Annotated in this window: 20 protein-coding genes; all 20 read left to right on the forward strand. The window is 64.4% G+C overall.

Annotated elements, in window-relative coordinates:
- Window positions 1-3: 3 nt before the first annotated feature.
- The 20 genes from LOY69_RS12565 (at window position 4) to LOY69_RS12660 (ending at window position 21313) form a co-directional block, all read left to right on the forward strand.
- A complete protein-coding gene (locus LOY69_RS12565; protein WP_102864328.1) occupies window positions 4-1131 on the forward strand; it encodes a radical SAM protein in 1128 nt (375 codons plus the stop codon).
- Complete coding sequence (locus LOY69_RS12570; protein ID WP_265074654.1) at window positions 1121-3352, forward strand: ANL family adenylate-forming protein; 2232 nt, start codon at window positions 1121-1123, stop codon at window positions 3350-3352. Before LOY69_RS12565 ends, LOY69_RS12570 begins: the two co-directional genes overlap by 11 nt.
- Window positions 3353-3355: 3 nt before the next feature.
- Window positions 3356-3610 (forward strand): acyl carrier protein, encoded by a 255-nt coding sequence (locus LOY69_RS12575; RefSeq protein ID WP_102879862.1) that lies wholly within the window; start codon window positions 3356-3358, stop codon window positions 3608-3610.
- A 147-nt stretch (window positions 3611-3757) separates the two neighbouring features.
- Window positions 3758-5056: a trans-sulfuration enzyme family protein gene (locus LOY69_RS12580; protein WP_102879861.1), complete on the forward strand. Its 1299-nt coding sequence runs from the start codon at window positions 3758-3760 to the stop codon at window positions 5054-5056.
- Window positions 5053-6123: an OsmC family protein gene (locus LOY69_RS12585; protein ID WP_213666147.1), complete on the forward strand. Its 1071-nt coding sequence runs from the start codon at window positions 5053-5055 to the stop codon at window positions 6121-6123. Before LOY69_RS12580 ends, LOY69_RS12585 begins: the two co-directional genes overlap by 4 nt.
- Window positions 6117-6527, forward strand: coding sequence for a VOC family protein (locus LOY69_RS12590; RefSeq protein ID WP_102879859.1), 411 nt, complete (start codon window positions 6117-6119; stop codon window positions 6525-6527). Before LOY69_RS12585 ends, LOY69_RS12590 begins: the two co-directional genes overlap by 7 nt.
- Before the next feature lie 9 nt (window positions 6528-6536).
- Entirely contained in the window at window positions 6537-7181 is a 645-nt protein-coding gene (locus LOY69_RS12595) for a sulfotransferase family protein (RefSeq protein WP_213666148.1), read from the forward strand.
- On the forward strand, window positions 7174-7845 hold the full coding sequence (locus LOY69_RS12600) for an HAD-IA family hydrolase (protein WP_102879858.1): 672 nt from the start codon (window positions 7174-7176) through the stop codon (window positions 7843-7845). The genes LOY69_RS12595 and LOY69_RS12600 overlap by 8 nt, the downstream gene beginning before the upstream one ends.
- A complete protein-coding gene (locus LOY69_RS12605; protein ID WP_110653507.1) occupies window positions 7823-8257 on the forward strand; it encodes a type II 3-dehydroquinate dehydratase in 435 nt (144 codons plus the stop codon). The genes LOY69_RS12600 and LOY69_RS12605 overlap by 23 nt, the downstream gene beginning before the upstream one ends.
- A complete protein-coding gene (locus LOY69_RS12610) occupies window positions 8250-8561 on the forward strand; it encodes a phosphopantetheine-binding protein (protein ID WP_181433975.1) in 312 nt (103 codons plus the stop codon). Before LOY69_RS12605 ends, LOY69_RS12610 begins: the two co-directional genes overlap by 8 nt.
- A gap of 8 nt (window positions 8562-8569) precedes the next feature.
- Window positions 8570-12589 carry a non-ribosomal peptide synthetase gene (locus tag LOY69_RS12615; RefSeq protein ID WP_265074655.1) on the forward strand — a complete coding sequence of 1340 codons (4020 nt, stop codon included), beginning with the start codon at window positions 8570-8572 and terminating at the stop codon, window positions 12587-12589.
- A gap of 214 nt (window positions 12590-12803) precedes the next feature.
- Window positions 12804-13196, forward strand: coding sequence for a VOC family protein (locus tag LOY69_RS12620; protein ID WP_102864339.1), 393 nt, complete (start codon window positions 12804-12806; stop codon window positions 13194-13196).
- A 42-nt stretch (window positions 13197-13238) separates the two neighbouring features.
- Complete coding sequence (locus LOY69_RS12625) at window positions 13239-13592, forward strand: DUF1801 domain-containing protein (protein ID WP_123393316.1); 354 nt, start codon at window positions 13239-13241, stop codon at window positions 13590-13592.
- A gap of 103 nt (window positions 13593-13695) precedes the next feature.
- Window positions 13696-14436, forward strand: coding sequence for a class I SAM-dependent DNA methyltransferase (locus LOY69_RS12630; RefSeq protein ID WP_102879854.1), 741 nt, complete (start codon window positions 13696-13698; stop codon window positions 14434-14436).
- A gap of 24 nt (window positions 14437-14460) precedes the next feature.
- The gene (locus LOY69_RS12635) at window positions 14461-15081 is read left to right on the forward strand and encodes a sugar O-acetyltransferase (RefSeq protein ID WP_102864341.1); all 621 of its coding nucleotides are present in this window, start codon (window positions 14461-14463) and stop codon (window positions 15079-15081) included.
- 17 nt (window positions 15082-15098) lie between these two features.
- Window positions 15099-15722, forward strand: coding sequence for an adenylyl-sulfate kinase (gene cysC, locus LOY69_RS12640; protein ID WP_265074656.1), 624 nt, complete (start codon window positions 15099-15101; stop codon window positions 15720-15722).
- The gene (locus LOY69_RS12645; RefSeq protein WP_265074657.1) at window positions 15722-18046 is read left to right on the forward strand and encodes an efflux RND transporter permease subunit; all 2325 of its coding nucleotides are present in this window, start codon (window positions 15722-15724) and stop codon (window positions 18044-18046) included. Before cysC ends, LOY69_RS12645 begins: the two co-directional genes overlap by 1 nt.
- 31 nt (window positions 18047-18077) lie before the next feature.
- A complete protein-coding gene (locus tag LOY69_RS12650; protein ID WP_102864344.1) occupies window positions 18078-18881 on the forward strand; it encodes an outer membrane lipoprotein-sorting protein in 804 nt (267 codons plus the stop codon).
- Window positions 18878-20089 carry a hypothetical protein gene (locus LOY69_RS12655; protein ID WP_265074658.1) on the forward strand — a complete coding sequence of 404 codons (1212 nt, stop codon included), beginning with the start codon at window positions 18878-18880 and terminating at the stop codon, window positions 20087-20089. The genes LOY69_RS12650 and LOY69_RS12655 overlap by 4 nt, the downstream gene beginning before the upstream one ends.
- A gap of 54 nt (window positions 20090-20143) precedes the next feature.
- A complete protein-coding gene (locus tag LOY69_RS12660) occupies window positions 20144-21313 on the forward strand; it encodes a hypothetical protein (protein ID WP_110653501.1) in 1170 nt (389 codons plus the stop codon).
- Window positions 21314-21373 lie beyond the last annotated feature (60 nt).

Below are 21373 nucleotides of genomic sequence, written 5' to 3' on the forward strand. Positions count from 1 at the left end.
GCCATGACGAATGCCGAACCGGTGAACTTTCTCGGTCACAGCCAGTTGCTGGGCAATGACCTGGTCATCAACGAGGACTCCTGCAACCTGGGGTGCACCTACTGCCTGACCGGGCAGAGCAACATGAAGTCGTCCCACGAAGGCAAGCTGATCTTCCAGCCGCCGGTGCACGACGTGTACAGCCAAGACAGTGACCTGGGCCGGCGTCTGCAGACCATCGTCGAGCGGGTGAATCGCACCTTCAAGCCACCGCTGCTGAAACTCACCGGCGGCGAGATTTTCATCATCAAGGGCATCATGAGCTTCATCGAGAGCATGTCGCCCCTGCATGAAGTGCTGATCGTACAGACCAACGGCCTGCCGTTGACCCGGGACAAAGTGCGGCGCCTGGCCCAACTGGGCAATGTCGTGGTGCAGATCTCACTCGACAGCAGCAACTATCAGGGCAACAGCTATCGGGTCCTGTCGCCACGCATCCACGAGATGATCATGGAGCGTATCGCGATGGTCCTGGAGGCCGGCCTGCCGCTGGAAATCTACGGCGTGCTCAATGACCGCAGTGCGCCGTATCTGCGCGAGTTCGTGGAGTGGTGCTCCGGGTTTGCAGACAACCCGCCGCAGCTGTTTCCGTTCCCCGTCCGCGGCCCTGACAGCGAGAAGTTCAAGGTGCGCCCCGAGCAGTATCCGTTCATCGACGCGTTGTTCGAGCTGCGCGAGCGTTACCCGCAGATCCTGCCACCCAAGGCCTACCTGGACCGCCTCAGTTCGTTCTATCACCAGGGGCGGCGCACCTGGCGCTGTCACCTGCCGCGCCTGGTGCTGTCGACCTTCAGCGACGGCGTGGCCACGCCCTGTCCGAACATCTGGTTCCACAACATGGGCAACGTGCTGGAACAGGACTGGAACAAGGCTCTGGCGCCGGTGAACCGCTCACCGTTCTATCAGTTGCTGCTGGCTGAACGACCACGGCTGGATGCCTGCAAGGGGTGCTTCACGCCCTGGGACACCCTGAGCCTGTATTTCGAAGACGCTATCAGCCTGGACGAGTTGTGCCGTGCGCCTTCCTACGCGCCCCAGGCCGTCAGGAACCTGCTCGAACAAGCCAAGGAAGCGTATCAACATGGCGCCTGAGTCACGGACCGATGACCGCTGGTTTGCCCAACTGAGCGCGGGGCCGGTACTGGCTTCGCTGCCGGCAACCCGGCGCAGTGAGTGGGCCCGGCAGCTTGGTGAACTGGCCAGCAGCGGTCAGCAGCGCCTGCTGCTGGTGTTCGACAGTACGCTTGAGCATGCCGCGCTGTTGCTGGTGCTGCTGGAGCAGGGCTTGTCGCCGTTGCTGGTGGCCAGCGATGCCAAGCCCCAGGAACTGCAGCGCTATGCCGCCCAGGGGGCGATCAGCCACAGCGTCCATCTGGAGCAGGGCGAACTGCGGGTGACATCGCTTGAGCCTGGCGCTGCACTGCCTGCCGATCCGGCAGTGCAGCCACACCGGCGTGGCATCTATCTGCTGACGTCGGGCACCACGGGGGAACCGTCGCTGGTTTTTCGCGACCTGCACAGCTGGCGCGACGAAGGCTTGCGCTATTGCCGGCTGTTGCAACTGAGCCACGAGGACCGGGTACTGTTCATTGCCCCGGTGTATCACGCCTATGCACTGGGCTGGTTGTGGGGCGCGTTGCTGGCCGGGTCCCAGGTGGAAATCTGCAGGCCCACGGAACTGGGGGCGGCGCTGCAGGCGCTGCGTCTGCGCGCCAGCCATTGCGTGGTCACGCCGATGCTGGCGACCCTGATGGCCCAGCGGGTTGGCCAGGGTGAGCGTCCGCCCCAGCTCAAGGTGGTGATGTCCGGCGCCGGCCCGGTGGACGGACAGCTCGACCAGCAGTTCCAGCAGGCCTTCGGCATCGGACTGTCGCGCAACTATGGCAGTACCGAAAGCGGTGCCGTGTTTGCCGGCGTCGCGCCATTGCCGCCGTTGTCCATCGGCTTTCCCATGCCGGGGATCGAAGTCGTGGAGCCGGCGGCGGGTCAGCCGTTTGCCCTCAAGGTGCGACTGGAGGATGGCCGCCTTTACGACACCGGCGACATCGCCGAACAGAGTCCGGCCGGCTACAGCATTGTCGGTCGTGAAAGCAGTGCGATCCGTCGGGGCGAGCGCTGGATTTCGCCGTTCGAGATTGAATCGGTACTGACCAGCCACCCCGACGTACTGGATTGCTCGGTGCGGGCAGTGAAGTCGGCCCGGGCAGGCAACGACCATATTTTCGCCTTCGTGGTCTGGAGTGCCGAGCGGCCCTGGAACCCGGGACTGCTGCGCGAATACTGTCAGGCGAACCTGGCGTCGGCCAAGGTCCCCGACCGCTTCGAGCGCACGGCATTGATTGCTCGTAGCAGTAATGGCAAGCCGCTGCTCAGTCGCCGCTACCGCCCGGCTGCCAGCCGGGTATTGCTCGACGCGGCCCACGCTTACAAGCGTTCGCAATTGCTGTTGGCATTGTGGGATTGCGGCGCCTTGCAACTCAGTGCCCAGGGCTTGAGCGTCGATCAGATTGCCCAGCGTACCGGGCTGCATGCGCAGACTCTGGCGGTGGCCTTCGACACCGCCCAGGCCAACGGATTGGTGCAGGAAGCCGCAGGCGCCGAGGCGCATGCGCAGGACCTTGAGGCCCTGGCTCCGGTGCTCGATCTGGAAGCCTTCAACAACCGCCACTGGAACCGCCTGGACGAGTTGCTGGCGGTGCTGCATGACGGCCTCGACCGGCGCGCTTTCGAGCAGAGTCCCAAGCATCCGCAATTGCTTCGGCGCTACCAGCGCGCAGTGTCCGGGGCGGACAAGCAACTGGCCGCGCAACTGACCTGGCGCAAGGCCTTGCTCCACACGACGGGCGCCATTCGCCTGCTCGATGTCTGTGCCACCGGCGCGGTGTACACCCAGGCGTTGCTTGGTCGCCGACGCCTTGACTGCAACGCCAGCCGGATCGTGCCACTGGGGGGGCTCAACCCTGTGGCGGCGGATATTCCGGTGCACAGCCGGGAGACATTGGCCGAGCTCGATGAGTGCCAGTTCGACGTCATCGTGCTCGACAACACCTTGCACCAGCCCAGCGTAGCCCAGGCCCTGCCTGCCTTGCTGGAGCGCCTGGGGGCAGGTGGCCGGCTGATCATTGACGAGATTTTCTTTTGCGACACGGCCTCGGCAGCTGTCGGCGTGGATTGGCTGACCCATGGCGGCTGCCAGTACCCGAGGCAGGACGAGGTGGTTGCGGCGCTGGCGCGCCTGGGGTTCGTCGGCGAGCAGATCTGGCGCCGCGAATCGATGATTTATCAATGCACGATGTTATTCAGCAGGAGCTAGAAAATGACCGATACCGACCGCTTGATCAAAGTGTTCTCCAGCACCGTGGGCCGTGAGCTGAGCCGCGAAGACCTTTCGGGGGGCGACCTGATTGGCACCCTGGGCCTGAACTCGATCGACGCCTTGCAGTTGCTGATCCAGGTGGAAACCGAGTTCGGCTTTTCCATCGAGGACAACGAGCTGTCCATTGAACTGGTCAACTCGCTGGAGCGCCTGGAAGCCTTCGTCGCCGACAAGACCCAGGCCCGGGTCGTCTGAGGACGATGACGGCATGTGTCTCTTTGCCAACCTCGGCCGCGCGCTTTGCAGTGCGCGCCGACCTGGGCGGCCCGGCGCCCGCCGGGCCGCCCGGAAGAACCGAACGACGAGGGAATTCGTGTGAACGATGCAAAAAAGACTGAGGCAATGTTTGCCAATCGTCCCGGCACCGATGCCCAGTTGCCCTGGCTCAACCAGCTCAACCGCCAGCGTCTGGCCGGGCCGGCGATGGAGAACAATCGCTGGCTGACCGAAGGCGAGGCCCCGGCGACACTCTGCGTGCACGCCGGCACCTACGAGGACCCGGTGACCGGGGCCGTGGGCACGCCGATATTTCCCAGCACCACCTTTCGCTTCAGCCAGTCCACCTACGAGTCGTTCCTGGAAGGCTACGTGCGTGACATTCCCACCTACAGCCGCTACGGCAACCCGGGGCAGTGGTCGGTGCAGTTGAAGGTGGCGGCCATGGAGGGGGCGCAAAGTGCCTTGGTTCTGTCATCGGGCATGGCGGCGATCGCCTCGACCCTGTTCGCCCTGACCAACCGCAATGGCCACATCATCTCTTCCTACGATCTCTACGGTGGCAGCTACAGCCTGCTGCACGCCGACATCAGCCAGGCCGGGCGCTCGGTGAGCTATGTCGACCCGCTGGATCTGCAGGCGATTCGCCGGGCGATCCGCCCGCAGACCCAGATCATGTTTTTCGAGCTGCTGTCCAACCCGCTGATGAAGGCCATCGATCTGCTGGCCATCGCTGCCTTGTGCAAGCAGGAGAACATTCTCCTGGTGGTGGACAACACCTTCCTTTCACCCATCAGTTGCCGTCCCCTGGAGTGGGGGGCCGATATCGTCATCCACTCGGCGACCAAGTACCTCAACGGGCACAGTGACGCCACCTGTGGCGCGGTTGCGGGCAGTCGCAAGCTGGTGGACCGGGTCTGGGCACAGCTGTTGCGCTTTGGCGGTAACCTGGACCCCTTCGTGTGCTTCCTTCTGGAACGGGGCATGAAGACCCTGGCGGTGCGCATGCAGGCTCATGCCGCAGGGGCCCGGCAGGTGACGCGTTTTCTCGAACGCCATCCGCAGGTGACCGCGGTGCATTCGGTCTATGCCGAGGAGTATGCCCACCCCCATCTGTACCAGTACGCCGCCCAGGCCACCTGCGGCATGCTCGGTTTTGAGCTGCGGGGCGGCGATCCGGCGGCCCTGCAACTGCTGGAACACCTCAAGCTGATCACCTGTGCCACCAGCCTGGGCGGTGTCGAGTCGCTGGTGAGCCTGCCGTTCAACACCTCCCACAGCGGCCTGACTCGCGAGCAGCAGAAAAAGATCGGGCTCAACCCCGGGCTGGTCCGGCTGTCGGTGGGAATCGAGGACCCTGATGACCTGTGTGCCGATCTCGAGCAGGCGTTGCGTCAGGTCTACCAAGGAAGGAGTCAGCCATGAGAAACGGAATGAACATCTCGGGCTTCAGTGAGATTGTCCACGAGATCCAGCAAGAGCCGGCCCAGGCGATCTTCCGTTACGCCGCCTATGCGCACTGTTCGCCGGCCGGCGGCATGCTGGCCGGCGTGGCTCCGGCCTTGATCGGCCTGTTGCGCGCGCCGCGGCATTTCGAAGTACCGATCCGCCCCAGCCCGGCGTTGCAATGCCAGGGGCTGCTGGACCCGGCCTGGCCCCAGGAATTGGCCCTGGCGGCGCTCTCCGGCTGTTTCCTGGTGTCCGCGGTGTCGGGGTTTTCCGCGCGACGGACCACGGTCGATCATCTGTCGATGACCACCAGCGCGATCCTGCAGGAAGCGGCCGCTGCTGCTCCCCAAGTGCGCTACGAGATCCGTTCGGGCACCGACAAGAAGATCAGCGAAGCCCTGGAAGTGATCGAGGCGGTGAAGAGCCACAGTCCCAATCACCAGACTTTCGTCCAGCCCCTGGGGCTTTCGGCACGCCTGGTGGATGCCGAGGGCGCTGGCCCCTGGCACAGGTTTTGCCCCTTCGAGCAGGCGCCTGCGGATACTGCGGCGGTCCAGACCAAGACCCAGGCCCTGTCCCTGGATTGCCAGTGGCTCTATGGCACTCAACTGCGGGCGGACTTCGTCCACCAGGACCCTCAGGACCTGCGCAGCTTTCCTATCGACCAGCCCAAGCAGCTGGCCGGTATCGACTGGGGCCCCAACCCCCAGGAATACCTGCTGATGGCGATTGCCGCCGATGTCCTGGCGCAGCTCAACCGTCGCCAGCAGTTGCCGGGTGCGGTGCACCTGGACGTGCGGGCCATGGTGGACATCCGCGGCATGTGTGAAGTGGCGCCGACCCCGGTTCACCTGCAGGACATCGAGCTTGAACTGCAAGTCGAAGGCTGGCCGGCCGCCCAGTTGGCGACGCTGATGCAACAGCTGGCGGCGAGCATCGAGGCCTCGGTGGTGTGTGCCCTGATTCGCCATCGGGTGGGTTTCGAGTTCCAGGTCGGTGCCCGGCCGCTGTCCGAGGATGCCCGCGAGTGCCAGCCATGCTGAATCAGTCGACCCTGTGTTTCGCCACCCTGGCGGTTCCCGACCTGGCGGCTGCCGAAGCCTTCTATGTGCAGGTCCTGGGTCTGCAGGTCAGCCGGCGCTTTGCCCCGACCCGCTGGATCAGCCTGGATGTGGACGAGCAGGGCGGTGCCGGACTCGGCCTGATCGAAGACCCGCTGATGGCCCGACCGTCGCCGGCCAGCATGCTTGACCTGATGGTGCCTGAGCTGGATGCGCTGGTTGCCCGGATGCCGCCGCAGGTGACCCTTGTCGAGGCGCCAGGGCCGACCCTGTGGGGCAGTTACAAGGCGGTGATCGAGGACCCGTTCGGCAACCGCCTGGGCCTGGTCCAGTGCAGCCCGCAGGCCGCTGTCCAGGATACCGGGCAGCCGGGAAAGAACGAGTAAGGAGCTGGGATGCTTAAGCAATATGAATGCATGAATGTAGCGGACTGCGTTGCTGGCGATGGCGGCTTCGTGTCCGTGGTCTCCGGGCTGCCGCGCAGCGGCACCTCGATGATGATGCGTGCCCTGGCCAGTGCCGGCCTGGCACCGCTGACTGACAACCTGCGCCAGGGCGATGAGCGCAATCCCCATGGCTATTTCGAATGGGAAGCGGTCAAGTCCCGCGACGGCTACCTGGGGTGGATGGACCAGGCCCGCGGCCGTGCGGTCAAGCTGGTGTCGCGCTTTCTCCAGCACCTGCCAGCGACCCACGGGTATCGGGTGTTGTTCATGCACCGTGATATCGATGCGGTGATCCGTTCCCAGCGAGACATGGCCGAGCACCACAGCGGTCAGGTCTGGGGAGGGCAGGAGGTCGAGGAACTGGCGCGGCTGTATCGCGAGCATGTGGCCCAGGTGCTGGCATGGGTCCGTTCGCGGCCGAACATGCAACTGCTGGAACTGGATTATCAACGGGTGCTGCAAGACCCTGACGGCGAATTCACCCGGGTTGCGGCATTCCTCTCACCCTTGCCCCTGGCGGTGCAGTCGATGGCGGCCACGGTGGATCGAGGTCTGAATCATCAAGCGGCGATGGAGGCTGCGAGCCATGTCTGAATTGCCCATCCGTGCAGTCATCTTCGACCTCGACGGAACCTTGATCGACAGCAAGCAAGTGATTCGCGAGGCCTACCACGCGGCCCATGCCCAGGTGGTAGGGGCGGACGTCGAGCCACCACCGTTCAGCGAGTACTGCAAGCACCTGGGACGCAGCTTTGTGCAGATCATGAAGATCATGGGGCTGCCGGCGCAGATGCACCCGGTGTTCATGCGTGAAAGCAACGCGCGAATGCAGCGCATCCGCGTGTTCGAAGGCGTCGGGGGACTGTTGGCGAGCTTGCATGCCAGGGGCATTCCCATGGCGATCGCCACGGGCAAGGACCATGGGCGCACGGTGGCGATTCTCGAGTACCTGGGCCTGCTGAAGTATTTCTCCTGCATCGTCGGCAGCGACGACGTGGCCAATCCCAAGCCGGCGCCGGACATGGCCCGGATGATTGTCGAACAGTTGCATCTGGACCCGGCGAGCTGCCTGTTCGTGGGCGATGCCCTGGCTGACCTGCAGTGCGGCCAGGCGTCGGGCATGCAGACCGCGCTGGCGCTCTGGGATCATCCCGGCGAGGAGATCCGGCGCTATCCCAGCACCTATCAACTGACTGCGCCAGGCCAGATCCTGGCCTTGCTGGAGGTGGCTCGCCATGCCGACATTACTCCTGCTTAACGGCCCCAACCTGGGGCGCCTGGGGCTGCGCGAACCGCAGGTCTATGGCACCAAGACCCTGGACCAGATCACCGCTGAGGTCACCGCGGTCGCCGCCTCCCGTGGCTGGACGGTGCTGGCCCGACAAAGCAACCATGAGGGCGAGTTGATCGACTTCATCGAGAGCCAGCATCAGGCCGAGGCGATGATTATCAATCCGGGGGCGCTGATGATGTCCGGCTGGGCCCTGCGCGATGCCTTGCAGGACTACCCGGGGCGCTGGATGGAGGTGCACATTTCCAACCTGTTTGCCCGCGAGAGCTTCCGTCACAGTTCGTTGCTGGCGCCCCTGTGCCACGGCTTCATTGCCGGTCTGGGCACTGATGGCTATGCCCTGGCCGCCGCGGCACTGGTGGGAGCCGGCCATGTGTAGTGCAACGGCGGTACCGCTGCAGACTCAGGTGATGGACGACGTGCTGGGCCTCTGCGCCCGTTTGCTGAAGGTGGCGCAGGAGCAGTTGCATGCCGGGCAGAACTTCTTCGCCATCGGGGGCAGCTCGTTGCAGGCCCTGCAACTGTGTGCACTGCTCGAACAACTGCATCCGCAACTGTGCGGCGAGGACGGGATTGACCTGACCCTGATCGTCGGCACCGCGACCCTCGGCGAGTTTGTTGCCGCCGTGCTGCAGGGGGCGGCCGACCGGCGTGCCGGGGCAATCTGCGAGGGTGAACTATGAGCCAGGCGATGGCGACATTGATCGAGCATTGGGAACAGCGCGGTGTGCACCTCTATGAAGATGGCGGGCGCCTGCGCTACTACTGCGGCGCAGACGGACTGCCTGAAGATATCCGCCATTTAGTGGGTCATGAGAGGAGTCGCCTGCTGGCGTACCTGGCCCCGACGGACCCACTGGCGTCTCACCTTGGCGGGCTGCGCCAGGCCTACTGGCTGGGTGAGCATTCGGCTTTCAGCCAGGGCAGTGCTGCCTATCTGCACCTGGTCTATGCCGGCGCGGTGCCCACGGCCGCGCAATTGCAAGCAGCATTGCCCCGCCTGCTGGCCTTGCACCCGATCCTGGCGTACACCCTGGACGCCCAGGCCCCGCGCTTCAAGCCGCTGGTCGCGCCGCAACTGATGGTCGAGCAGCAGGTCGCTGCAGAGGGGACGGACCCACGGCGTTGCACGGCCCTGGCGGACAGCGCCATGCCGATTGCGCCGTTGACCGCGGAGCAGCCGCTGTTTCGCCTGGTGCTGGTGGCAGGTCCCCATGAGCGCTGTTTGCATGTGGTCTATCGGCTGGCGCTGTTCGATGCCCCGGCGGTGCAGATTTTTATCGGTGACTTGCTGGCACTGGTCGCCGGAGACAGTCCTCTGCAAGCGCAGGGCTATGCCCCGGCGCAAGTCGCGGCGTGGAGCCGGGCCCAACGCCTGGCGCGTTTCAAGGCCCGGCACTACTGGCTGCAAAAGATTCCCCAACTGGCTGCGGGTCCGGACCTGCCGCTGGCTCGGCGTCGGCAGGCGAGTGCAACACCGGCGCGCTTCATCGAGCATCGGGTGGTCCTGACGCCGGCGCTGCAGCAGGCGCTGAGTGCGGCGGCACGGCATCACCGGGTGTCGCTCAATGCGGTCCTGCTGACGGTGTATCTGCAGACCCTGGCACGCTGGTCGGGCAGGACCACGGTGACCTGCAGCGTCATGTACAGCACCCGGACGCTGCTGGGGCCGGAGTTCGCCCGCACCATCGGCAATTTCGCCGATACCCTGCTGCTCGATCTGCCATCCCAACCCCTGGCCTTTGCCGCCTGCGCCCAGCGGGTCCAGCAGGACCTGTACGGTGCGCTGCAGCATGCCGCCTACGATGGCGTGTCAGTGGTCCGCGAATGGATTCGCGAACACGACCAGCGTCTCGACAGCAGCGAGCCGCCGATGCCTTATGTGTTTTCCTCGTTGCTGGAAATGGACCTGCCGGCGCCACCGCTGCAACAGACCGATCACGCGATGATGACGCCGCAGATCTGGATCGACGCCCAGGCCTTCGCAAGCGAGGCGGGCCTGTGCCTGTCCTGGGACGAGCGCGAGGGCTTGTTCGAGCCCGGGCTTGTCGCCCAGGCCTTCGAGCATTTTCATGGCGCCCTGGAGCGCCTGGCCAACCAGCCGTCGACCTGGGAGCTGAGCGAGCTGGCCTTGCCTGAGTCACTGCTGGCCCGGGTCGATGCCTTCAATCACTGCACGCGGCCGCTGCCTCGGCAGGCTCTGCATCAGGGCCTGTCCAGGCAAGCGGCGCTGCGCCCGGATGCGCCGGCGCTGTTGAGCGCTGGCAGCAGTCTGAGTTTTGCCGAACTGTTGCGCCTGGCCAGTCGTCTGGCCAGCCACCTGAATGAAAACGGCGTGGGGCCCAGTGACCATGTGGTGGTGCGCGGCAGTCGGGACAGCGCCAATGTGGTGGCGATCTACGCGGTACTGATGGCCGGGGCGACCTATGTTCCGGTGAGCAAGAGTTCTCCGGTGCGCCGGGTGCATTCGATCATCACCCAGGCAGCGGCCACCACGGTGCTGGGCGACGATGCTGCGGACATCGCGGCGGTGCTCGCATCGCCGGTGAACTGGTCGCTCGACTACCGGCACTGGCTGGCGTCGCCGGAGGCGCAGGGCGCCGCTATCGCACCGGCTTATCCGGCGGTGGACAGTTCCCTGGCCTACCTGATGTTCACCTCCGGCACCACGGGCACGCCCAAGGGGGTGGCGGTCAGCCATCGCGCCGCGTTCAATACCCTGCTGGACTGTCGCGAGCGCTTTGCCATCGACGCCCAGGACCGGCTGCTGGGGGTCAGTGAGTTCAGCTTCGACCTGTCGGTGTTCGACCTGTTCATGCCAGCATTGTGCGGCTGTGCGCTGATCCTGCCGGCCAATGGCGAGCGGGCCGAGCCCCAGGCCTGGCTCGACGCGGCACGGACCCATGGGGCGACTGTCTGGAACTCGGTCCCGGCGATCATGGAAATGGCCCTGGGCTACGCCAGGGCGGTGGGCCTGCCGGCGCCGGCGGCGAGTGTGCGCCTGTGGATGGCCAGCGGTGATTGGATCGCCCTGGGGTTGCCCGAGCGCCTGCGGGAGCTTACACCGGGTTCGCGCTTCGTGGCCTTGGGGGGCGCCACCGAGGCGGCCATCTGGTCCAACTGCTTCGAGGTCCAGCAAGTGCACCCCGAGTGGCCGAGCATTCCCTATGGCCGGCCGCTGAGCAACCAGCGGTTCTACATTCTCGACGCGCTGGGCCGGCGTTGCCCGCCTGGGGTCAAGGGCATGCTGTACATCGCCGGCGACGGCCTGGCAGCGGGCTACATCCATGATCGGCAACGGACCGAGCAGGCCTTCTTCATCGAGCCCGGGTTGCAGCAGCGGGTCTACCGCACCGGTGACATGGGACGGCTGCGAATGGACGGGGAGATCGAGTTTCTCGGCCGCGAGGACTTGCAGGTCAAGCTCAATGGCATGCGTGTGGAACTGGCGGAGATCGATGCGGTGCTGGGACGCGCCCCCGGGGTCGAACAGGTGGCGGTGTGTGTAGACGCTGCCGGGGCCTTGTACGGGTTTTTCGTCGCCGGTCAGCCGGCACCCAGTGGCCCGCAGTTGCTGGCCTTCGCGGCGCAGTACCTCAATCCCTACATGCTGCCGGTGCAGTTGTTCGCGCTGGCGCAGATGCCGCTGAGCGCCAACGGCAAGGTGGATCGGGGGGCGCTGGTGGCCTTGCTGCCAGGGCTTTGCGAGCCCGGCGAGCCGGTGCAGGAGGTGGGCTTCTCGGCCCGGCAGGAACTGCTGCTGAGCTGCGTCCAGCGGGTGTTGCCGGCGGTACGTGGCGCGGCTGATTCATGGTTCGACATGGGCGCCTCGTCACTGCACGCGGTGCACATCCTGCTGGGGTTGAACACTGAGCTGGGGCTGGACCTGAGCCTGGCGGACATCTACGCCTATCCCTCGGTCAGTGCCTTGCTCGGGCATATGCAGGGCACGGGCCGGCGGCACCGCAACCGGGTGGATTTCTGCGCCGGCAGCGGTGAGCCGCAACCCTTGCTGGTGCTGGTGCACCCGGTGGGCGGGGCGTTGTCGTGCTATTGGCCGATGATTCGTGCCACCCGCGAGGACTTCCAGGTGATTGGCCTGTGTGCCGACGCTGGCCAGCGTTTCGATACGCTTGAGGATCAGGCCCTGGAGTACCTGGAGCAATTGCAGGACAGCCTGCAGGCAGCACGTCCGGTGGTGCTGGCCGGTTGGTCGTTCGGTGGCGTGCTGGCGGTGGAAATGGCCCGCTTGCTCAGTGACCGCGGCCGTCAGCAACTGGCGCTGGTGACCCTCGATGCGGGCGCGCCGCTGGACAGCGTGGTGCAATTGCCGCCGAGCCTGTTGCAGCAACTGTTCCAGGACGACCTGGAGCATTGCGCCCAGATCCAGGCCACGGGCCAGGCGGTAGCCGAAGTCTGCGAGAGCGCCACCCAGGAACGCTTTGCCTTGTTCTGTCGGCACTACGCCGCCTTGCTCGATTATCGCTACCGAGCGCCGGCTTGCCCGACCTGGCACCTGCAGGCCAGCGTCGAGCAGCCGTCCAGCGGGCTGCGTCCCTTGGCCGGACAGGACCGGGACGCCCATTGCCTGACCCTGGCTGGTGACCACTACAGCATTCTTTCCGGGGCGGCCCTGGAGCAGATTTTGCTGAGCCTGGCGGCGGCGGTGCGCGAAGTCAGCGCGGCGGATGACCGCCAGGCAGGGACATGAACGCTGGTGACCACAGGCGTGCGCGCCCAGTGGCCACCCCGGCAGGCGGCTCACTAGTGGCTGCGGGCCATGATGTGGAGTGTCTGAAAGTGCTGTTCCAGGCTGATTCTGCACTGGCGGATCGCCCCGCTAACCGGGAAAATTCGCCTCGGCTCCAAGGCTGCCACCCAGGCGCCAGGAGCCTCATAAACAGGGTAATTAAAGGAGTGACACTGTGAAGTTTGGATACACGATTGTTTATGTTCCCGATGTTGAAGCCTCGATCCGTTTCTTCGAGGACGCCTTCGGTTTCTCCCGTCGTTTCCTCGACGAGTCCGGTGATTACGGTGAACTCGACAGTGGCGCCACGACCCTGGCCTTCGCCAGCCGCGGCCTGGCGGACTCCAATTGTGAAGGCGGCTACCAGTTCTGCAGCCCTCAGCACAAACCTCTGGGCATCGAGATCGCCCTGGTCACCGATGATGTGCCCAAGGCCCATGCCAAGGCCCTGGCCGCCGGCGCCACCGAGCACGCGGCTATTCAGCACAAGCCTTGGGGGCAGGTGGTTTCCTATGTGCGTTGCCCGGCCGGAACCCTGGTCGAGTTGTGCACTCCGGTGGGCCAGTGAGCACCGGGCTTGAGGTTGCGGGCTGCCAGGGAGTACGCGGTCATGGTTAAAACCGAGGATGCGGTCCTGGCGTTGCTCGAGGACATCGGCAGCACCCACGGAGCCTTGCTGGACATCGTCCAGCGTGTGCGCCAGGTGGTGGAGGAAACCTGCGGCGGCGTCGCGGAAATGGTCAAGTACGGGGGCATCATGTTTTCCCGTGCAGCGCCGTTCTGCGGGGTCTATGCCTATACCGACCATGTATCGGTGGAGTTTGGTCAGGGCTATCTGTTCGACGACCCGCACGGGGTGCTCGAAGGCTCTGGAAAGTTTCGCAGGCATATCAAGTTGTTTGCTGTATCGGATGTTCAAAAGAAGCATCTTGCTGATTATGTAAGGCAAGCAATCAATCAATAGTCTTTTGAACTGAACACCTAACTAACGGTTGTTTCCTGCGGGGGATCATATCCCCCGCACGGGACCTTATTGCCCTGAAAAAACCACAGAGTGGAATGAGCACATGAACGATGCCAGCACTTACGGCGAAACCCTGGCCGATATCTATGACGACCTGTACGGCGAGGCTCCGGCCAATGCCATCGAGGTCCTGGTGGCAATGTCCGGCACCCGCGAGCCGGTGCTGGAGCTGGGGATCGGCACCGGGCGTTTCGCCTTGCCGATGCATGCACGCGGTGTGCAGGTGCATGGCGTCGATGCATCACCGTCGATGCTGGAGAAGCTGCGGGCCAAGCCCGGTGCGGCCGGCATTCCCCTGACCGAGGCGGATTTCGCCACCCTGGAAGGGGTCGGGGGCGGTCCGTTCAGCCTGGCCTTCTGCACCTTCAGTTCATTGTTCCTGCTGCTGTCCCAGGCCGCCCAGGTCAGTTGCTTCAAGGCCACCAGCGCCTTGCTCAAGGACCATGGACGCCTGGTGATCGAGACCTTTTATCCGGACCTGTCGCGCTACGGCAAGGACCAGCCGGTCTATGTCGGCGGCCTGGAGCGCAACGAAGTGCTGCTGGAAGCTTCGCGCCTGGATGCCGTCGCGCAGCGGGTCAGCTGCCGCTTTATCCGCATGCAGGAGCAAGGGGTGAAAGTGATTCCGGTGGAGCTGCGCTATGCCTGGCCGGCGGAACTGGACCTGATGGCCGAGCTGGCGGGCATGCGCCTGGTGCAGCGCTGGTCAAGTTGGGACAAGACGCCTTTCGTCGAGGGCTCGTTCAAACATATATCGACCTATGAAAAGTTGCCCCAGGCCTGACTTTCCAGAACTTCGGAGTTGGACATGGACGTTTCTCAATCACCACGCATTGTGATCGACGAAAGTCGTTCGGCCCGCGAGTTGATGCTCGCGGGAGAGTGGTTCTGTACGCCTGATCTGGAACTTGCGCGCATGCGTTTTCGCTCCCAGGCATTGCAACGACGCTTTAACGATTGCTCTGTTCTGGCGTTCAAGGAACAGCAGGCCCTGCTGGCGAAGTTACTCAAGCGAGTGGGCCTGAACAGTTGGATAGAACCCAACTTTTATTGTGATTACGGGGTGCATATCGAGATTGGCGATGAGGTGTTTATCAACATGAACTGCACCTTTCTGGACGCAAACCGGATCCTCATCGGCGATCGCACCTACCTCTCGCCCGGCGTACAGCTGATGACCACCGCCCACCCCCTGGACCCCCGGGCACGTACGGTGCGCATCGACGCTCGCCTCAAGTGCGTGCAGCGGGCGGCACCGATTGTGCTGGGCAACGATGTGTGGATCGGCGCGGGGGCGGTGCTGTTGGGCGGGGTGGAGGTCGGCGATGGCAGCGTCATCGGCGCCGGCAGCGTGGTGACACGCTCGATCCCGGCCGGGGTACTGGCGGCAGGTAATCCCTGCCGAATCATCCGCTCGGTGTACGAGTGAACCTACTGGATCTGTTTATGAGAGACGTGACAGTGAATATCGATGACACAGGCAAGGGCCACACCGGCGCTATCGCCTCCCTCGGCGAGGCGGCCGGCCGGTTCGTCCATGGACCGTTGTGTGTGTGGTTCACCGGCCTTTCGGGGGCCGGCAAGTCGACCCTGGCCAGGGCCCTGGAAGCGCGGCTCGGGCAGTTGGGCGCACGAGTGCGGGTCCTGGATGGCGACGACCTGCGTGGCGGGTTGAACAGCGATCTGAAATTCAGCGCCGCCGACCGCAAGGAGAATATCCGCCGCCTGGGGGAGGTTGCCCGGCTGTTCTACGAAAGTGGCTACATCGTCCTGGTCAGTGCGATTTCGCCATTCATTGAAGACCGCGAGCGGGCGCGGGCGTTGTTTGCCGCGCCGTCGTTCATCGAGGTGCACGTCGCCACTGCTCTGGCCTTGTGCGAAGCGCGCGACCCCAAGGGCCTGTATGCCAGGGCCCGCAGTGGCCTGTTGCCGGAGTTCACCGGGATTGACAGTGCCTACCAGCCGCCGACGGCCTGCGAGTGCCTGATCGAGACGGCAGGGCGCAGTGTCGACGACGGCGTCGGGCAGTTGCTGGAAGTCATTGGGCGCATCGGTGGAGGACAGCATTGATGGCCACTTCGACCTTCGAGCGCGTGCTCAAGCGTTACCGTTTCTGGCTGTTTGCCCTGGTGCTGGCGCTGGTCGCGGGGTTGTCCTGGGGGATGACCTCGATCCGCTTCGCCGCCGACTACCGGGCGTTTTTTCCCGAGGGCGAAAAAACCGTCGAGCAACTGGACGCCTTGCACCGGCAGTTTGGCAAGTCCGACACCCTGCTGTTCGTGATCAAGAACCCCAAGGGCACGGTGTTTACCCGGGAGTACCTGGAGCAGTTGCATGAGCTGACGCAACAGGCCTGGCACATTCCCCACGCTTATCGGGTGGACTCGGTAACCAACTTCCAGCATGTGTTCGCCGAAGGCGACACGGTGCATGTCGAGGCCCTGGTACGCGAGCCCACGGACCTGACGCCGTCCCACATCGAGTTGATGGAGCGCCTGGGACGCAATGACATCGAACTGGTCAAGCGCCTGGTGTCCAGCGATGGCCAGACGCTGGGGGTGCTGGTCACCCTGCAGTTTCCGCCACAGACCCTGGATGCGGCGCTGGCCGCCACCGCCGAAGGCCAGCGCCTGCTGGATGACTTTGCCCGCAAGAACCCGCAACTGCAGGTGCACCTGACCGGGCTGGCGGCCGTGGAGGCGGCCTATCCGGCAGCGGCGCAGCAAGACATGGCGGTGCTCACGCCGTTGATGTACCTGATCATTCTGCTGGTGAGCGTGCTGATGCTGCGCAGTCTTGGCGCCCTGCTGGTGGTGCTGATCGCCATCAGCATGGCCACCGCCGCGACCCTGGGCGCCAGCGGCTGGCTGGGCTTTGAGGCGACGGCCTTGACCGGCCTGCTGCCGACCATTGTCCTGGCGACCTCGGTGGCGGAGATCATGCACGTGCTGTCCGCCGCGCGGCAGATGAGCGCTGAGTATGGCCAGCGCCGGGTGGACCTGGCCTGCGCGGCGATCAAGGACACCATCAAGCCGATTGCCATTGGCACGGCGACCAATGCCGTGGGTTTCTATAGCCTGGTGTTCGCCGCGTCGCCGCCCTACAAGGAGTTCGGGGTGCTGGCGGCCATCGGTGCGGTCATGGCGTTGCTGGTGACCATTTCGGTGGCCGCGGTGCTGATCCCGCTGCTGCGGCTCAAGCCGCTTGAGGGGGCCGCCAGCCGGCGCTATTCGCTGTACATGGAGCCGTTGTTGCGCTACCCGAAGCTTTGGCTGCTGGGGTTTGTGGTGCTGTTCGTGCTGGCGATCGAGCCGGCGCGCAACAACCTGATCAATGACCGGATCGTGGAGAACTTCGACACCAGCATCCCGGTGCGCAACGCCACCGAGTTCGCCATGGACAACCTGTCCGGGATCTATCGCCTGGAATATGTCGCCACCTCGGCCAAGAGCGATATTTCCGATCCGGGCTTTCTCGTCGAACTGGACCGTTTCGCCCAGTGGCTCAGGACTCAGCCGGAAGTCGATTCGGTCACCACCCTCGGTGATGCCCTGAAGAAGCTCAACCAGACCATGAACGGCGGGCAGGCCGGGGAATACCGCTTGCCCAGCGACCCGGCGTTGGCGGCACAGATGCTGCTGGTGTACGAAATGTCGCTGCCGTTCGGCCTCGACCTGGGCAGCCAGATCAACATCGACAAGTCGGCCACGCGCCTGGTGGTGACCCTGAGCCGGCTCGACACCCAGCAGATCCGCGACATCAAGCAGCGGGCCGATGACTGGTGGCAGACCCATGCCGATCGTGCGGCGCTGGTGCCGAGCCTGGGCACCGGCGAGGCGGTGGTGTTTGCCAACCTCACGCACATCAGCATCGAGTACATGGTCAATGGCCTGCTGTTCGAACTGGTGACCATCACCCTGATGGTCGCGCTGTTCCTGCGCAACGCCGGCCTGGGGCTGATCAGCATCCTGCCCAACGTCTTTCCGTTCTTCATCATGTTCGGCCTCTGGGGCCTGTGGCGCGGTGAGATCAATACCGCGGCGATCAATGTCTGCGTGGTGGTCTACGGCCTGATCGTCGAGGCCACGATCCACATCATGAGCCACTACAAGGAGCTGCGCCTGGTGCAGGGCCACCCGCCACGAGAGGCACTGCGCCTGACCTACCAGCATGTGCTGCCGTCGGTGTTCGCCAATGCGGTGATTCTCGCCTCGGGCTTCATGGTGATGACCTTGTCGCCGTTTTCGATGAACGCCGATTTCGGCCTGCTGGCAGTCATCGCGATTTTCCTCGGACTGATCTTCGACGCTCTGTGCCTGCCCCTGGTGCTGCTGACCTTTGACCGCTTCCTGTGGGGCCGCGCCGCCACGCGAATGGCCACGCGCGAAGCCTGAACCCGACCCGTATTCAGAGAAGGAATCGACAATGAACTGCAATGCCGTATCGAGCGTCTGCCTGTCACTCTGCGCACTGCTGTACCAGGGGACATCGCTGGCCAGCCCGGAGCAGGAACTGGGGCAGCAATACGCCCATCACTGGCGCGACAGTGACCTGGGCTACCAGGACACCAGTGCCAGAATCCGCTTGACCCTGGTGGAGAAGGAGGGCGCCAGCACCGACCGCTTCATGCGCATGAACAGCTTCGAAACCGCCAGCACGGCGGTGGGCGACAAGGTGCTGCTGACCTTCGAGGCCCCGGAGAACATCAAGAATTCCCGGGTGCTGATCCACTCCAAGATCAAGGAAGGCGATCAGGTCTGGCTGTACCTGCCGGCCCTCAAGCGGGTCAAACGGGTGGCGGCGGCCGACCGTTCCGGGTCGTTCTCGGGCAGCGAGTTTTCCTACGAGGACATTGGCTCAATGGAAGTCGGCAACTACGACTACCAATGGTTGCGCGACGAACCCTGCGGCGACTTCCAGTGCGCGGTGGTCAAGCAGGTGCCGCTGTATCCGTATTCGGGCTATTCGTCGATCTGGGTCTGGTACAACAAGACCGACTACCGGCAGATGAAGACCGAGTACTACGACCGCAAGGGCAGCAAGTTCAAGACCCTGACCCTGGGTGACTACCAGTTGTTCCTGGGGCGCTACTGGCGTGCCCTGAACATGACCATGGTCAATCACATCACCGGTCGGCAAACCGTGCTGGTCAGTTCCGACGTGCAGTTTCGCACCGGCATCCGGGAGGACGCTTTTGAACCTGCAAGGCTTGGAAACCTGACGCAATGAATCCAGGCAAGGTCCACCGCAGGCTCCAGGCGTTGCTGCTGGGGCTGTGCTGGAGCGTCACCCAGGTGCAGGCCGAGGCGGAGCAGGGGTTGTCGGCGAAGATCGCGCTCAAGCGCTACTTCTTCAGCTCATCGCCGGCCGAGGGCGTTGACGATGGGCAGCTGTCCGGCACCGCGCAACTGGGCCTGGACTACCAGTACCTGCAGAGCTGGGACAGCCTGCGCCTGCGCCTGGTGGTCAACCCGCGCTACCTGGAGAGCGGGTCCAGGGACCCGCGGCCGAGTTTCTATTGGGATGAGCTGTTCGTGCTCCTCGAGCAGGACAACCGTGAGCTGAAAGTGGGGCGGATCAAGGAGCATTGGGGCGTCATGGAGACCCGCCAACTGGTGGATGTGATCAACACCTACGACAATCTCGACGGTCTGCAACCGGAAGAAAAGCTCTCGCAGAAAGCCATCAAGCTGGGCAGCACCCTGGGGCCCGGGCATCTGAGCCTGTACCTGCTCGACGGCTTCGAACCGGTGCAGTTCTACAGCGAGCCGGCGCGGTTTGCCGCTTACCGGGTCCAGCCAGCGGCCGAGTACATCCACGGTGCCGATCCGGATTCCCTGGATCTGGCGGCGCGTTATTTCGTCTCGGTGGCCGACCTGGACATCGGCCTGAGCTACTTCAAGGGCACCAATCGGTCGCCGGCATTGCGCGCCGAAGGTGACAGCCTGGTGGCCCAGTACACCGAGGTCACGCAATGGGGGCTGGATGCGATCTGGGTCAGGGAACAATGGTTGTACAAGCTCGAGGCCCTGGATCAGCGGGTTAGCGACAATGCCTACAGCTCGCGCAAGCTGTCGGTGGGGCTCGAATACGCGATTACCCGGGCCTGGCGCGATGCCGACCTGAGCCTGATCGGTGAATACCACCACGACCGTGACCAGCCCCTGGCCCCGGTGAGCATCTTTGATCGCAAGTTCCTGTTGGGGGCGCGCCTGGAACTCAACGATGCCCATTTGTCCTCGGTGTTCCTGGGCTACACCGCGCAGGCGTCCGATCTGCGCAACAACATGCTCAGCGCCTCCCTCGACCTGGGGCTCAGCGATGCAGTGCGGGCCGGTGTCAGCGCGGCGCTGATCAACAGTTCCGCGAGCGACGTGGTCTGGGATGCGCTGGCCAGCGATTCCCACGTGGCGTTGGAGCTTTCCTATTCATTCTGATCGTACCGGCGCACGCCGGGCCGATCCCATGCAATTGCTTAAAGGGATAACGCCATGGATACCTTGCTACAGATCATCGGATTCGGGCCCGCGGCCCTGGGTCTGTTCATTACTGCAGATCGCAATGGCCGTTTGCAGCAATTGCTCGACTGCGGGTTGCAGGTGCATGAGCGCAGTGCCTCCCTGGAGCAGTGGGATGGCCTGGGCTACGAAATCGAAGCCAATTCGCCGATTGCCGATTTCCTTGGCGGCATTCGCCGCGACGGGGTGTTTGCCCAGTGCCTGGATCAACCCCAGGTACAACGCTGGTTGCAGGTTCCGGAGCAGGTAGTGCCCCTGGTGCAGGTCTCGGCGTTTCTGCGTCAACTGGCGCAGGTAATCATCGAGCGCTGTCAGGCTCACCCCAGGGCGGCGATCCATTTTGCCCACGGGGTCGAGGACGTCCGATGCGAGGCGGATGGCTTCACGGTCAGTGGTGGCTGGGGTAACAGTTCCAGCCGTTACCTGGTGCTGGCTTGTGGCGCCCGGGTGCGTGAGCTGCAACCGCAGGAGGCGATGCCGGCCACTTCGGTGCTGTGCTCCGACCGGGTGCTGCGGGGGCGGGTTGACCCGATCCTGCGCCAGACCCTGGAGCAAGGGCGGCCAGTGGTGGTGCTGGGGGGCAGTCATAGCGCCTTTTCCGTGGTCGGCTACCTGCTTGAGCGTTTCACCGGACTGCTCGGCCTGGGGTCGATCCAGGTCCTGTGCCGTCGGCGCCCGGCATTGTGGGCGGCCTCGACCCGGGTTGCCGCGCCATTGGGGGCCCAGGACCGGGTGGATGAGGACAGTGGCGAGGTCAACCGCTTCTGCGGCTTGCGCGGCGCCGCCCAGGACACCCTGCTGCAGATCGAGGCTGGCGCGCGCGCCAGTGTCGTCTTGCACATCGGCTCCACCGATCCGCAACCCTGGCTCGCCCGCGGTGCGCTGTTGATCAATGCCACCGGTTACCGACCCCGATTGCCCGGGCTGTTGGATGCCCAGGGCCGTCAACTGCGCCTGGACCAGCGCGACGGCAACCTGTGCAAGCACCCGCAGAGCCACGAACTGACGGTGGGCGGCCAAGCGGTGCGCGGGTTGTTCGGCACCGGGCTGGGGTTTTCCGACCGGCGCGGCGCGACCCTGGAAGTCGGGGTCAACTTCTTTCACGGCCGTTGTGCCGGGAACATTCTGCACGCCGTGCTCTGACGGCATCTCACTTCAACCAGGCATACAGGAGGCTGCATGCGCACACTCGCGGCAACTCGA

It is taken from the genome of Pseudomonas sp. B21-059, assembly GCF_026016285.1.
Classification (GTDB): Bacteria; Pseudomonadota; Gammaproteobacteria; order Pseudomonadales; family Pseudomonadaceae; genus Aquipseudomonas; species Aquipseudomonas danubii.